Source organism: Yersinia aldovae 670-83 (genome assembly GCF_000834395.1).
Lineage (GTDB): Bacteria > Pseudomonadota > Gammaproteobacteria > Enterobacterales > Enterobacteriaceae > Yersinia > Yersinia aldovae.
The window spans coordinates 489493-504785 of sequence record NZ_CP009781.1 but is presented as its reverse complement, the minus strand read 5'-3'; the positions used below and the strand labels follow the sequence as shown (position 1 = coordinate 504785).

Here is a 15293-nt window from a genome sequence, read left to right as displayed (position 1 = left end):
AGCACCCGTTTTGGGAAAAAAGATGCAAACCGTTAGTTAACATAGGAGCTTTGATGTGAAAAAAAAGATGCGAAAGTAAAAACTGTGATCAGTAAATGACTTTAGCGTAACATTCAGTATTGTTTGCTTACATTTTATGACGGCGATCGGCGCAAGTTGGCGAGGGGCATAACGTGGAATTGAACGGGATAATTAAAAAAACCGTGGGATGGTGTTACATCTCCACGGGTTGTTACACTGTAACGTTGTTATGTTAGGCCGCCTGCGGCTTAGACCACCGGGCGGGCCACCACATTACGGGTTTCCATCCGCACTTCGGCAATGCGAACCTCTATTTTGTCGTTCTGGCTGTAAACTGTTTCACCCTTGATCTGCACCGTGCCGGTTTCCTGGCTGCATACCATTTCATCACGCACCGCATGAATGAACGGTGCCGGGATAAAGGCCACTGCGCCGTTATCCAGTAAACGCACACGCAGGCCGCCACGGGTAACATCAATAATTTCCGCCGCGAAACGGGTATCGGTGCCCGCTTGTGGTTGCAGATAGCGGGCATATAGCCAGTCGCCGACATCACGTTCAGCCATACGATTCAGGCGGCGACGTTCTGCCAACTGAAGGGTTATCTCATCCTGTGGCTTCTCTGCCTGCTGGCCGCTAATGATGGCTTTGAGCAGACGGTGATTAACCATGTCGCCATATTTACGAATTGGCGAGGTCCAGGTTGCATAAGCCTCAAGCCCCAGACCGAAATGTGGCCCCGGGGTGGTACTGATTTCAGCGAAGGTCTGGAAGCGACGAATGCGGCTATCAAGGAACTGGGTTGGCAGCGCATCAAGATGACGGCGTAACTCGCAGAAACCCGGCAGCGTGAGCAGCGCTTGTGGATCGGCCTCAACCCCATTGGCTTGTAGCACTGTCGCGGCTTGTTCAACCAGCGCTGGATCAAAGCCGGTATGGACGTTATAAATCCCAAAGCCAAGATTATCACGCAGGGCAATTGCTGCGCAGACGTTAGCGGCAATCATGCACTCTTCAACAATACGGTTGGCGATGCGGCGATGTTCAACAATGATATCCAGCACCTCGCCTTTGTCACCGAGCACAAAGCGATAGTCAGGGCGGTCTTTAAACACCAGAGCGTGCTGTTGACGCCAGCGACTGCGCGCATCACACACCCGTTTTAGCAGCATGACTTGCTCGGCAATATCCGCGTCAGGCGGCTGCCAGCCTGGATTGCCATCCAGCCAGTCGGACACTTCGTCATAAACCAGCTTGGCTTTTGACTCAACCCACGCCGCCGAGAAGCGAATATCCTCACCCAAGGCACCATCGACGGCAATGGTTACGCGACAAACCAGCACCGCCCTGCGTTGGTTAGGGCGCAAAGAGCAGAGGTTATCGGACAAGTCGCGTGGCAGCATCGGGATGTTAAAGCCCGGCAGATAGTTGGTGAACGCGCGTTTGCGGGCAATTAAATCCAACTCACTGTTCTCATCGACATAAGCTGTCGGATCGGCGATAGCAATGGTCAGTAGCAGAGAACCATCACCTTGGTCTTCCACGTACAGCGCATCATCCATATCTTCGGTGCTATTGCTGTCGATAGTGACAAAGTTCAGCGCAGTCAGGTCTTCACGCTCAAGCTCAGTGCCGTGTAAGGCAGACTCGACCATCATGGGAGCTTCACGCTCCAGATTATGGCGCGCCAGTGTGACCCACCACGGGACGAAATGGTCTTCGCCATCGGTGATGAAGGCAGTCAGATCAGCATTAAAAGCCCGATCACCTTTTAACGGGTGGCGGCGCATTTCTGCCACCGCCCAATCACCGTTCTGGAAGTCGTGCGTCAGTTCACGCACCGGACGACATTGAATGGAATCACGTAGCAAAGGGTGGTCAGGCACGATCGATAAACGATCGTCTTTTCTCTGCACCCGACCAACAAAGCGCGATAAAAATGGCTCAACCAGTGTTTCCGGCTCAGCAATCTCACGATCTTTATCGGTATGCAAAGTGGCAATAATCCGATCGCCATGCATGACTTTCTTCATCTGTGGTGGCGGAATAAAGTAACTTTTCTGCCCATCTACCTCAAGAAAGCCAAAGCCTTTCTCAGTCCCTTTAACCACGCCTTCAACGCGCGGGGTCTGAGTGTGAAGTTGCTGTTTTAGCTGCGCCAGCAGCGGGTTATCTTGAAACATATCGTCCAGTGAATGGTGTAGTGAGTGGGGTTAATCCGGCTGACAGTTTTACGCGAATCAGTCTCTTCGGGCAAGTGGCATATCACGTAGAGAGACAATTCCTTGTCATGGATAACCCTTATCATTGATAAGGTGATATCCATTGGTAGTATAAATATATTACCCTGCCAGATAACGGCGCAGTTTGGCACAACCGGTTAAGCGATGCGCAATGTCTGTGGCGATTGCCAGCGGCGCACGGTAACCGGCACTGATTTCGACGTCGGTGTATGGGTTTGGTCACCCACGCTGGAGAGCGGCACCAGCGGATTGGTTTCCGGGTAATAGGCCGCCAGATTGCCGCGCGGAATATCGTAACTAACCAGTTTAAATCCGCTGACTTTGCGGGTAATGCCGTCATTCCACAGTGTTTCAATTTCCACCAAATCGCCATCTTCTAATGCCAGTTCGGCCAAATCTTGCGGATTGATAAACAGCACTTCCCGCTGACCATAAACCCCACGATAACGGTCATCCAAACCATAAATAGTGGTGTTGTATTGATCGTGCGAACGTAACGTCTGTAAGACAAACGGAGCGGCAACGCCAGCCATGTGCGGGAATAGGCTATCTGGCAGCGATGAGGCACAGAACTCAGCTTTGCCACTCGGCGTTGCAAAGCGCATTTCAGCCGCCGTGCTCCCCAGATAGAAGCCACCGGGTTGCGCGCAACGGGCGTTAAAATCATCAAAACCGGGAATGGTTGCGGCGATATGGTCACGGATTAGATTGTAGTCATCGGCTAACGCCAGCCAGTCCAATTTTGCGCCATCAAGCGGCTTTTTAGCGAAAACAGCATGGGCAATCCCACACACAATGGCGGTTTCAGCGTGTTGCGTTTCTGCCAGCGGTTTACCCACACCTTCAGAGGCATGAACCATACTGAATGAGTCTTCTACAGTAATGTATTGTGAGCCGGTGGCTTGCATATCACGTTCAGTACGCCCCAACGTGGGCAATATTAAGGCATTTGCACCGGTTATTAAGTGGCTACGATTCAGTTTGGTACTGATATGAACGGTGAGCTGACATGTGCGCAAAGCTTGTGCGGTACGCTCGGTATCGGGTGCCGCTGCCGCCAGATTGCCACCTAACGCAATCAGGACTTTTACGTCGCCCCGCAGCATGGCTTCAAGCGCCTCTACCGTGTTGTAACCCGCGCGTTGTGGTGGCGTGAAGCCGAAATGGTTACCCAACCGTTCAAGCATCGCCGCTGAGGGCTTTTCGTCAATTCCCATCGTGCGGTTACCCTGTACATTGCTATGGCCGCGTACCGGACACAACCCCGCGCCGGGTTTACCTAACTGACCAAATAACAACTGAAGATTGGTTAACTCGCGCACGGTGATAACGGAGTGTTTGTGCTGGGTCACGCCCATCGCCCACGTCAGGATAACGCGCTCCGCGTGCTGATAAATATCGGCTGCATGGCGTATTTGTGACTCACTGAGGCCCGATTGCTGAATAATCTGCGCCCACGAGGTGTTATCGACGGCGGTCAGATAGTCATCAATACCCTGAGTGTGTGTGGCAATAAATTCGCCATCGAATAAGCCTGACTCACCCTGTGCCAGCCGTGTGCGATGCGTTTCCAGCAGCGCTTTGACCATACCGCGCACGGCGGCCATATCCCCACCCAGATTAGGTTGAAAATAAGCAGAACTGATGGGGGAGGATTTAGGCGTTAACATCTCAATGGGATTTTGCGGATCGGCGAAACGCTCCAGGCCACGCTCGCGTAACGTATTGAAACTTACAATGCGTGCGCCACGCTCTTTGGCATGGCGCAGGCTGTGCAACATGCGTGGATGGTTGGTCCCTGGATTCTGGCCGAAGACAAAAATGGCATCTGCCAGTGCAAAATCCTGCATCCGAATGGTGCCTTTACCCTCCCCGATACTCTGTTTAAGCCCGATACCACTGGCTTCATGGCACATGTTGGAGCAGTCAGGGAAGTTATTAGTACCTAACATGCGGCCAAATAACTGATACAAATAAGAGGCTTCATTGCTGGCACGGCCAGAGGTATATAACGCCAACTGATCCGGGTTATCCAGATCAGTAATATGTTGTGCTATCAGCTCAAGCGCCGCTTGCCAACTGATCGGTTGATAATGGTCGGTGTGCGGGTTGTAGCGCATCGGATGCGTTATCCGGCCCTGATATTCGAGAAAATAGTCACTTTGCTGGCGCAATGTGGTCAGGCTGTGTTCGGCAAAAAACGGCGGCTCTACCGCTTTGCGGGTGGCTTCCCAACTGACGGCTTTAGCCCCGTTCTCGCAAAAGCTGAAGGTGCTGTGATTATCATCACCCCAGGCACAGCCGGGGCAGTCGAACCCCTTGACCTAATTGACGCGCAGTAGATTGCGAATGTTGTTTAATGCCTGTTTGCTGTCCAGAACAAAACGCGTGGTCGCTTCAAGCGATCCCCATCCCCCAGCCGCGCCGGTATAGGGTTTTATTGCCGATTTAAATTTCATAATAAGCCGCAGGTGCTTTTTTTGTTTCAAACAAGTAACAAAATAATTAATTGTTTGAGTGAATTTTGTCACAAGTCTAGTGGGGCGCGGCGGGGGAGTCTAATCGAATAGTGCGATCACCACATCAAGCGGGCTTATCGTGAGAAATAGAGCGACAAAGAACTCAACATTGATGCTAAGGCCGAACCAAGGGAAAACGTGCTGTTCGTGGCATCACCGCGTAAACCGCCGGCGCGCCCGTCCTTGGTGCGCCGACTTGATGATTAAGTTGTCACCGCGCGCATATTAATGCTCTGGATAGACCTTCTCTTTAAACTCGCATAAATCCTCAATAATGCATGAACCGCAGCGTGGCTTACGGGCAATACAGGTATAGCGGCCATGCAGGATAAGCCAATGATGGCAATCGAGTTTAAATTCTGCTGGCACCACTTTGAGAAGTTTGGCTTCAACCTGATCAACATTGCTGCCTGGCGCAAAGCCGGTACGATTACAAACACGAAATATATGGGTATCCACTGCAATGGTTGGCCAGCCAAAGGCGGTATTCAGTACCACATTGGCGGTTTTGCGCCCCACACCGGGCAGGGCTTCGAGTGCTGCGCGGTCTTCCGGCACCTCGCCCTGATGCTTTTCCAGCAGAATACGGCAGGTTTTAATCACATTCTCAGCTTTGGTATTAAACAAACCAATAGTTTTGATATATGACTTAACACCATCCACACCTAAATCCAGTATCGCCTGAGGCGTATTGGCCACCGGATAAAGTTTGGCGGTGGCCTTATTGACACTCACGTCGGTGGCTTGGGCTGACAGCAGTACAGATATCAGCAGCTCAAAAGGTGAGGTGTAGACCAGTTCGGTGGTGGGGTGCGGGTCGTTATCCCGCAGGCGGGTCAGAATTGCGACACGTTTCTCTTGGTTCATAAGGCTTTCTCAGCATCTCCATCCTGAAGTTGCGGCGTAGCCGCCAATGATCGGGCTTTACGCGCTTTGATTTTTTCGTCGATGACATATTTACCCGCCAGCAGTAACCCGAGGCCAATAAAAGCCCCCGGTGGCAGCATCGCCAGCAGGAATGGGCTGTCCAGATGCAGAACGTCAATTCGTAGCACTTTTGCCCAGTCGCCCAGCAGCATATCGGCACCGTCGAATAACGTCCCGTTCCCCAGAATTTCACGTAACGATCCTAGCACGAACAATGCACCGGTTGCGCCAAGCCCCATTGCCAGCCCATCCAGCGCCGATAAACCAACCGGGTTCTTAGCTGCGTAAGCCTCAGCGCGGCCGATAACGATACAGTTAGTGACAATCAGCGGGATGAATATCCCCAGTGATTGATATAAACCAAAGGCATAGGCATTGATCAGCATTTGTACCGTGCTGACCACTGAGGCAATAATCATCACGTAAATAGGAATACGGATTTCATTTGGTACCCAACGGCGCAGGGCTGACACGGCGGTATTGGTACACACCAACACCAGTGTGGTGGCTAAACCTAGCCCCAGAGCATTGGTCGCGGTAGACGAGACGGCTAACAGCGGGCAAAGCCCCAGCAATTGCACCAGTGCGGAGTTATTTTTCCATAACCCCTGGGCCAACAGATCTTTTGCTTCACTCATGGATTGCCTCCGCAAGGGGGTAAGTTTGCGAGTTTCATGGGCAGCGTCTCCAGATACAGCGTGGTGTTCTTCACGGCTTTCACCACCGCGCGAGGGGTGATGGTGGCACCGGTAAACTGATCATAACGGCCACCGTCTTTCTTCACCGCCCAGCGTTTATCTTGCTCACCGGCCACATGTTGCCCGCTGAAATGAGAGATCCAATCCGAAATGCGGATATCGATTTTATCACCAAGGCCCGGCGTTTCATGGTGCTCGACGACGCGGCTGCCTAGCACGTTACCGTGGAAATCTGCGCCAACCAATAATTGGATAGCACCAGAGTAGCCATCAGGGGCCGTGGTCTCGATGGCGGCAGCCACCGGCGTATCGCCTCGGCGCGCCAGATAGAGCCGGTGGGGGGCCATATTGCCAAGTGCAATATCAGTGACAACGTAACATTCCCCTTGCATGTCATTATCATAAAACTCTGCTGGAACCACCTGATCCAGCAACGCTTTTTGTTGCAGGGCGGCTTGATGAGCAATGGTATTTTCGGTCAATGCGTTAACCACGGCGGTTAATCCGGTCGCACCTGCGGCAAACAATGCCAGCGTGATGCCGTGACGCTTCATGGTTTTGAGCATAACGGCTCCTTATTTATGTCCATAGACGCGTGGTTGGGTGTAGTGATCAATCAGCGGAACCGTAATGTTAGCCAGTAACACAGCAAAAGCAACGCCATCGGGATAGCCGCCATAAACCCGGATTAACCACACTAAAATACCGATTAATGCGCCGAAGATCAGGCGTCCCCGTGGGGTGGTGGAGGCGCTGACCGGATCAGTGGCAATAAAGAATGCCCCCAACATGGTGGCACCAGAAAACAGATGCAGCATTGGTGAGGCAAAACTTTGTGGCGCAATCATCCAACTGATGGCCGCACAGCCGGCCAACACCAGCAGGAAACTGACGGGGATGTGCCAATGGATAGCTTTACGCCACAGCAACAATAGCCCGCCCGCCAGGAAGCCAATATTAACCCATTGCCAGCCTACGCCGCCCAGCGCGCCTGCAAAAATCGGCTGTTGCATCACCTGTTGCGCCGGTTGTGAACGCAGCGCTGTTTTAAAGGTATCGAGCGGTGTGGCCTGGCTGACACCGTCATAACCTATCTGCAATTGATGAATGTCGGCCCCGGTGTGGGTGTAACCGGTGAAAATGGTTAAAAGGGCATCATAAAACCCCACCGGTGTACCTTGTAGCGGCAGTGGCGGCAACCAACTGGTCATTTGCACTGGGAATGAAATAAGTAGAACCACATAGCCGACCATTGCTGGGTTAAACGGATTTTGCCCCAGCCCGCCGTAGAGCTGTTTGGCAATGACAATAGCAAACAGGGTACCTAACACAATCATCCACCACGGGGCCAGGGGCGGCAAACTTATCCCCAGCAGCAAACCGGTGAGCAGGGCGGAGTTATCTTGTAACCGAGCCAGCACCGGCTGTCGGCGTAATTGCAAAACCGCCCCTTCTGCCAGCAGAGCGGTAACCACTGCCAGCGCAACTTGAATCAGGCTGCCATAACCAAAAAACCAGGTTTGAGCGATGATGCCGGGGATGCAGGCCAGCATGACCAGCAGCATGATACTGCGAGTACTGCGCTGATTATGGGTAAAAGGAGAACTGGCAATCTGCAACCCTTTGTTTTGGGACGCTGTTACGGGCCTGAATTTCATGAAATTGCAACCATATGTCGAATATTTATTAGAGTGGTCAAACGCAGCAAGCTACTCTTACCGACGCCAATACACCCAACCGTCAGGGGGATAATATTTTTGCCGCATTCTACCCTATTCGGGCAAGGTGTAATACGTCTTAATCAGTAGGGTTATTATCGCTAATGCGCAGGGGATTAAACTCGCCGTGGTGACGAATAGATATTATTAACCGTTAGATTTAACTTGCAATTCATATCGAGATAGTAACAAACAAATAGTTGAACCGACTGTTCAGATAGCGAAAAATAATTAGGATTATCGCCTGCCGGGCATGTTTAACATCCGTGGTTTGATAGTGATATTAGTTTCTGTTGATTACTCAATTAACTGTATAGTAACAAGTTATTAGCTTCATCAATTGGTGTTGAGAAAAGCATTGGCATAATGATAGATTAATGTAGAGTATGCAGAGTAATTATATATTTAAAGAATAATGAGATGATAAACGACGACATATTATTTATAGAAGAGTTAATTGAATGGATAGAAATTAATTTAGAGAAAAGGCCCACACTGGACGATGTGGCGAAGATTTCTGGATATTCAAAATGGCATCTGCAACGGAAATTTAAAAGTATTGTCGGATTACAGTTGGCTTCCTATATCCGTGGCCGGGTGCTAACCCGAGCGGCAGTGGCATTGCGCATCTCGCGGCGGCCAATCGTCGGTATTTCTGATGAGCTAGGTTTTGACTCGCAACAGACCTTCACTCGCACCTTTAAAAAGCGCTTTGGCGTGACGCCGAACAGTTTTCGCCAGATGGAACACTGGGATGTGCAGGGAATGATCCCCCGGTTTGGTTTCTGCGAAAATTATACGCCAGAAATCAATCGAGTATCGCTAACGGAGCAACAACTGGTTGGTTTTACCCGCCGTTTGAACTTTGATGAGCGTAACCATTGCAGCGGCCAACACTCATCCTGCATGGCAATGAAAGATGAAATCTTGCTCGATTTCTTTAAAGAAGTGAACTTCTCCTGCCAGCGCGTTTACTCCATATTCTCTGCCAAGGATTGCCAACAGGGGCAGAATGGCGTGTTTTACTCCACGGCCATCGACAAAGAGAAAAGACATGAAATTCAGGGCAACCGTGAGGTTGATCATATCGTTATCCCGGCGGGCGAGTTTTTATCAATTTCTCATCAGGGCAGTGCCAAAGAGTGCGTAAAGTTCTCGACTTACCTGTTTAATGACGTGCTGCCTAAGTTGCGTAATGACGTTGATAGTGGCATTGAGATGGAAGTTATCGAAATAGACAACTGCCATGCTGAATCTAAGCTGCGGGATATTGCGGTGGTTTACCGTTATCTGATGGCGGTAAATTAACGCCCAGCCCCCCAAAGGAGGCGTTGAGCGCGGAGGTTAATCCAGGTTAATCGCCTGTGCTGCTTTTTTGGCTTTAACGCGGGCAATAGCGGCGGCGACAGCCGCTTTACGAGGGTCTTCTTCAACCGGTGCGGGTTCGTTATTCACCGTATCAACCGCTGGCTGTGCCTGTGCTGCTTTTTTGGCTTTAACACGGGCAATGGCGGCGGCGACAGCCGCTTTACGAGGGTCTTCTTCAACCGGTGCGGGTTCGTTATTCACCGTGTCAGCCGCTGGCTGTGCCTGTGCTGCTTTTTTGGCTTTAACGCGGGCAATGGCGGCGGCGACAGCCGCTTTACGAGGGTCTTCTTCAACCGGTGCGGGTTCGTTATTCACCGTATCAGCCGCTGGCTGTGCCTGTGCTGCTTTTTTGGCTTTAACACGGGCAATGGCGGCCGCGACAGCCGCTTTACGAGGGTCTTCTTCAAGCGGTGCGGGTTCGTTATTCACCGTATCAACCGCTGGCTGTGCCTGTGCTGCTTTTTTGGCTTTAACGCGAGCAATGGCGGCGGCGACGGCTGCCTGACGAGGGTCAAGTGCCTCTGTTGCACCTTCAATCGGCTCTGAAAGCGACTTTTCACGCTGTTTGGCTCTGGCCTGCGCTTTACGAGCCTCGCGAGCGGCAATCACCGCACTGTTATCCGGTATTTGCCCAGCCACTATTTTGATCTCTGTATCGTCGCTATCGGCCGGGCGTGCTAATCGGCTGACTGCGGCTTCTACGGTGTGTTGATCAGCATCGGTGAGTTTGACTGCCGCCTGTTTGTGGCGCAATTCGCGTGCCAGCTTCTCGCGCGCAAGGCGAGCCTGTTTAGCTTCAAAGCGCGCTTTAGCCTCTGCTGCACGGGCCGACTCCTGATCAAGGGCGCGAATTTCTGCTTTTTCCTGACGGTAATACTGCACCAGAGGAATATTACTTGGGCAAACATAGGCACATGCGCCACATTCAATACAATCAAACAAGTTATGATTGCGCGCCTTCTCATGTTCATCACCACGGCTAAACCAATACAGTTGCTGGGGCAATAAACCGGCAGGGCAAGCATCGACACACAACCCACAGCGAATGCAGGATTGCTCCGGCTCAGACAGCCCCATCTCTGCCTCTGCGGGGGCTAAAATACAGTTACTGATTTTAACGATTGGCACATCCAGGCTCGGTAAGGTAAAGCCCATCAGCGGCCCCCCCATAATCACCATCGGCTGCGGTTGAGGCTGAAAGCCTGCCAGCGCCAGCAGGTGGCGTACCGGCGTTCCGATTCTGGCCCAGAAATTCCCCGGTTGCGATAAGGCATCGCCGGTTAATGTTACGACGCGCTCAATTAACGGTTCGTCGTCGATAATCGCCCGTTTAATTGCCACCACGGTACCGACGTTGTGCATTAGAACCCCGATGGCAGAGGAGTGTTTGCCAAATGGCACCTCTTTACCGGTCAGCAGCTTGGTTAACTGCTTGGCACCACCCGATGGATACTTGGTCGGCACTACCCGTAACTGAATATCTTCATGAATGCGCAATGCGTGGCGCAGTGCGGTAATCGCCTGCGGTTTATTATCCTCAATACCAATCAGCACCTGCTTTGGTTGCAGCAAATGTATCAATATGCGGATGCCACTAACCACTTCATCAGCATGATCTTGCATCAATTTATCATCAGCGGTGATGTAAGGCTCGCATTCGGCAGCATTAATAATAAGGGTATTAACTCCGTTCAAACCGCTTTGTAACTTGCTGGCCGTCGGAAAACCCGCACCGCCTAAACCGGCAATGCCCGCCTGATGAATGCGATCAAGCAGGGCGGTTTTGTCGCGCTGCGTGTAGTCTGCCCACGATTGTGGCGGTGGCCTGCGGTCTTCGCCATCTGGGGTAATATGCACACATAACTCTGCCAAACCGGAGGGGTGGGCAGTGGTGTGGGGCGCGATAGCGGTGATGGTGCCGGAGGTGGGCGCATGTATTGGCACGGTGCGCCCACGGCCGATGGTCAGCGGTTGGCCTCTTAATACGTGTTCACCCACTTTGACGCACAGTTCACCCTCTGGCCCCAGATGTTGTTGCAACGGAATGATCAATTCATCGGGCAGGGAGGCGACGCGCATTGGTACTGTACTTGATTGCAGCTTCATCTCCGGCGGATGGATGCCACCGTCGAAGTCCCAGATAATGTCGTGCTTGCGGGAATTGAACAGCTTAAACATGTTGCTCCACATCTATTATTTTTACGGGGATCATATGTGAGGCAACGCATTGTGCGGGCAGATTTTTAACCGGAATGGTGTTCAAGTCCCACTTCCAGTTAGCGGTCGTGGTAGCAACCGGGATCATTTCAATGCAATCGGTCGGGCAAGGGGCGACGCACAAGTCACAACCGGTACAGAGATCCGGCAACACCGTATGCATCGCGCGGGTTGCCCCGACGATGGCATCAACCGGACAAGCTTGAATGCATTTTGTGCAACCGATGCAGTTTGCTTCATCAATAAAGGCCACTTTACGCAGGGGATGGGCCGCCGTCTCATCGCCGTCCAGCGGTTGAGGCTCCACCGCCAGCAATTCGGCCAGCTTGAGCATCACCTGCTCGCCACCGGGGGCACATTTGTTGATTTTTTCACCGCCGCCAGACACGGCTTCGGCATAGGGGCGACAGCCGGGGTAACCACATTGGCCACATTGGCTTTGCGGTAAAATAGCATCGACCTGCTCAACCACCGGGTCACTTTCTACCTGAAAGCGGCGTGCTGCAAAGCCAAGCACTGCGCCGGAAACCAGTGCCAGCGCGCTCAATGCGCCGATAGCAATCCATAGCGACATCATTAGAACTTCACCAGCCCGGTAAAGCCCATAAAGGCCAGCGACATCAACCCTGCGGTAATCAGGGCGATGGCGGAGCCACGGAAGGGCGCGGGAACGTCGGCCACCGCCAGGCGCTCGCGGATAGCGGCGAAGAGCACCATGACCAGAGAGAAACCGGCCGCTGCACTGAAGCCGTAAATTGCCGATTGCATGAAATTATGAGATTGATTCACGTTAAGCAGCGCCACCCCTAAAACCGCGCAGTTGGTGGTGATCAGTGGCAGAAATATCCCCAGCAAGCGATACAGCGCCGGGCTGGTTTTACGCACCACTAATTCAGTGAATTGCACCACCACAGCGATAACCAGAATAAAGGCCAGTGTCCGCAAATAGACCAACCCCAGTGGCAGCAAAATAAAGCTGTTTACCATCCAGGCGCAGACCGATGCCAATGTCAGCACAAAAGTGGTCGCCAGACCCATACCGATGGCCGTCTCCAGTTTTTTGGAGACGCCCATAAACGGGCATAGGCCAAGAAATTTGACCAGAACGAAATTATTTACCAAAACGGTGCCGACAAACAAAAGCAGGTATTCAGTCATTGCGGAGCCTAAAAAAATAAAAGCCGCCTATTATCCAAAATTGGCGGCCAGACGACAACAGATGAAGTGCAGGGTTATTGCTATTTTTCCCTTATTTTAGGGGGAAAAGGTGCGTAATTTCCTTAAATCTCTGTAAAAGTGTGTTTCACTCGCTGCGAACGCTTCATGTAAGGCACAAAAACAGCGGCTGCCAGCAGGGGCCATCCGAGCGTGCGCAAGGCAATATCATCGGAAACCGGTGAGAACGCAAACGCTTTTAAGGCTAATAATACCGTTAACAGCAGCCACAGGATGAACCATTTTGGTAAGCGGCGTGAACGGCTGCAAAACAGCCAGATAACCCATAAGGTATAGACCCACATCAGCAGGGTGGTGGCCACTGAAAAATACCATTGCAGGGTAAAGGCTTGCGAGTTGGTGATGAGGTACTCTCTCGATTCTGGCGTAAAGATAGCCATCGCGTACAGTGTTAACATTAGACTCGCACTGAGCAGTGTCACAATCAAATAAGCCAGCGGGGCCAATAACCAGCCGCCAATACGTTGATATTCCTGTGGTTGAGACATGATGCGCCTTTTTATCTATTAATCAAAAGGGATAACCATTTTGCCATTATCCCTTCGCTGTATCGCGCTAGCTTAACCCGCAAATGCGTCCTTCGTCATCTATATCAATATGATGATACGCCGGTTGCGTGCCCAGCCCCGGCATGGTCATGATATTACCGGCATAAAGGCGGATAAACCCGGCACCCGCTGACACGGCGCAAGCCGTGATCGGCAAGGTAAAACCTTGTGGTGCATTTTTAAGCGCAGCATCGGCACTGATCGAGAGTGGGGTTTTGGCAATACACAAGGGCAGATGGCCGAAACCGGCGGCAGTAATTGCTGCCTGCTGCTGGCGGGCTTGCGGTGTAAAAGTCACTGTAGCCGCACCATAGCGTTGTGCCAATACCTGTAATTTCTGCTCCAGCGAGGCGGTATCCGGATAAGGAAGTCTCGGGGCGGTGGTATGTTCACAGGCTTTGATCACTTGACGAGCCAGTGTGGCGGTGCCGGCTCCCCCATCGGCAAAGGCATCACTGATTTCGCAGGCCGAAGCGCCGGCAGACATGGCGTAATCGGTTAAAAATGCCAACTCCTCAGCGCTGTCGTCGGGAAAGCGGTTAATCGCCACTATGACCGGTAGACCATAACTTTTCGCATTATCAATGTGCCACTTCAGATTAGCACAGCCTTTGTTCAGCAACGGAATGTTGGTGTTGAGGATCTCTGCGGGCAGCGGCTGGCCCGGTTTGATATCAAAAGCGCCACTATTGGCCTTTAGGCTGCGCACTGTTGCCACCAACACCACACATGACGGGGCAATACCAGACTGGCGGTATTTGATATTAAAGAACTTTTCCATTCCCATATCAGACCCGAAACCGGCTTCCGTCACCACATAATCGGCTAACTGTAAGCCTAATCGGTCAGCCAATACGGAAGAGTTACCGTGTGCGATATTGGCAAAAGGCCCGGCATGAATCAGCACCGGTGTTTGCTCGCTGGTCTGCATCAAGGTGGGGTGAATTGTCTCTTTCATTAACGCGGTCATGGCACCCGCAACGCCCAGGTCATCAGCACTGATCGGCTTATTTTCAAGGGAATAGGCCAGAATGATGCGCCCAATGCGCTGTCGCATATCACGTAAACTTTCAGTTAAGGCCAGAATAGCCATCAATTCTGATGCGGCAGTAATTTCAACATGGTCATCGCGCTCGACACCATGAGACGCGCCACCGATCCCGACCCGAATCTGCCGCAGCGCACGATCGTTATGATCAACCACTCTGGGCCAGAGGATCTGCTGTGGATCAATATTTAACAAAGGCATACCGGTTTGCTGGCTAAATGCCTGACCCAGACGCTGCTCATGATATAAGCGGGCATCCAGCGCGGCGGCGGCCAGATTATGCGCTGCGCTGATAGCATGAATATCCCCCGTAAGATGCAGATTTAATTTCTCCATCGGCAGCACTTGTGACGCGCCACCGCCAGCGGCTCCACCTTTCACGCCAAAAACCGGGCCGAGACTGGGCTGGCGAATACAAGCAACGCAGCGATGACCTAATTGGTTAATTCCCTGACTAAGACCAATGGTGGTGACGGTTTTGCCTTCCCCAAGTGGGGTGGGGGTGATACTGGAAACTAAGATCAGCTTACCCTGTGACGCCTCTGGCCTGAGCACGCGAATATCCACTTTGGCCATATAACGCCCATAAGGGATTAAGTCGTCCTCTCCCAGACCCAATCGTTGGGCAATGTGCTGAATTGGCAGTAAATCTGTTTCATCAGCTAAATGAGATAGAGGGCGTAAGGCATCGGCAGGCTGGTTCGGAGTCATGGCAAACAAAATTCCTGTTATCAATGATAAAACGTCGGT

The 15293-nt window shown here is 52.0% G+C and carries 11 protein-coding genes and 1 pseudogene; 1 reads left to right on the top strand and 11 read right to left on the bottom strand.

Annotation, left to right across the window (positions count from 1 at the left end; translation table 11 throughout):
* Positions 1 to 269: 269 nt before the first annotated feature.
* The 6 genes and pseudogenes from AT01_RS02310 to rsxD all read right to left on the bottom strand — a co-directional run bounded on the left by AT01_RS02310 (position 270) and on the right by rsxD (position 8066).
* On the bottom strand, positions 270 to 2204 hold the full coding sequence (locus AT01_RS02310; protein ID WP_042545923.1) for an exoribonuclease II: 1935 nt from the start codon (positions 2202 to 2204) through the stop codon (positions 270 to 272).
* Positions 2205 to 2401: 197 nt separating this feature from the next.
* Positions 2402 to 4723, bottom strand: a pseudogene (locus AT01_RS02305) (FdhF/YdeP family oxidoreductase).
* 285 nt (positions 4724 to 5008) lie between these two features.
* Positions 5009 to 5650 carry an endonuclease III gene (gene nth / locus AT01_RS02300; RefSeq protein ID WP_042545922.1) on the bottom strand — a complete coding sequence of 214 codons (642 nt, stop codon included), beginning with the start codon at positions 5648 to 5650 and terminating at the stop codon, positions 5009 to 5011.
* Positions 5647 to 6348, bottom strand: a complete 702-nt coding sequence (locus AT01_RS02295) for an electron transport complex subunit E (protein ID WP_042545921.1) — start codon at positions 6346 to 6348, stop codon at positions 5647 to 5649. The genes nth and AT01_RS02295 overlap by 4 nt, the downstream gene beginning before the upstream one ends.
* A complete protein-coding gene (gene rsxG, locus AT01_RS02290) occupies positions 6345 to 6974 on the bottom strand; it encodes an electron transport complex subunit RsxG (protein ID WP_004699261.1) in 630 nt (209 codons plus the stop codon). Before rsxG ends, AT01_RS02295 begins: the two co-directional genes overlap by 4 nt.
* A 9-nt stretch (positions 6975 to 6983) precedes the next feature.
* Positions 6984 to 8066: an electron transport complex subunit RsxD gene (gene rsxD, locus AT01_RS02285; protein WP_042545920.1), complete on the bottom strand. Its 1083-nt coding sequence runs from the start codon at positions 8064 to 8066 to the stop codon at positions 6984 to 6986.
* Positions 8067 to 8546: 480 nt separating this feature from the next.
* Between rsxD and AT01_RS02280 the strand changes: the two genes are divergently transcribed.
* A complete protein-coding gene (locus tag AT01_RS02280; RefSeq protein ID WP_004699265.1) occupies positions 8547 to 9434 on the top strand; it encodes a helix-turn-helix domain-containing protein in 888 nt (295 codons plus the stop codon).
* 36 nt (positions 9435 to 9470) lie between these two features.
* Here the strand turns inward: AT01_RS02280 and rsxC are convergent, their stop codons facing one another.
* The 5 genes from rsxC to AT01_RS02255 form a co-directional block, all read right to left on the bottom strand.
* Positions 9471 to 11672, bottom strand: coding sequence for an electron transport complex subunit RsxC (gene rsxC / locus AT01_RS02275; protein ID WP_042545919.1), 2202 nt, complete (start codon positions 11670 to 11672; stop codon positions 9471 to 9473).
* Entirely contained in the window at positions 11665 to 12288 is a 624-nt protein-coding gene (rsxB, locus tag AT01_RS02270) for an electron transport complex subunit RsxB (protein ID WP_004705031.1), read from the bottom strand. Before rsxB ends, rsxC begins: the two co-directional genes overlap by 8 nt.
* Positions 12288 to 12869: an electron transport complex subunit RsxA gene (rsxA, locus tag AT01_RS02265; protein ID WP_042545918.1), complete on the bottom strand. Its 582-nt coding sequence runs from the start codon at positions 12867 to 12869 to the stop codon at positions 12288 to 12290. The genes rsxB and rsxA overlap by 1 nt, the downstream gene beginning before the upstream one ends.
* Before the next feature lie 122 nt (positions 12870 to 12991).
* On the bottom strand, positions 12992 to 13435 hold the full coding sequence (locus tag AT01_RS02260) for a DUF2569 domain-containing protein (RefSeq protein WP_004705028.1): 444 nt from the start codon (positions 13433 to 13435) through the stop codon (positions 12992 to 12994).
* 67 nt (positions 13436 to 13502) lie between these two features.
* Positions 13503 to 15254 carry a formate--tetrahydrofolate ligase gene (locus tag AT01_RS02255; RefSeq protein ID WP_042545917.1) on the bottom strand — a complete coding sequence of 584 codons (1752 nt, stop codon included), beginning with the start codon at positions 15252 to 15254 and terminating at the stop codon, positions 13503 to 13505.
* Positions 15255 to 15293 lie beyond the last annotated feature (39 nt).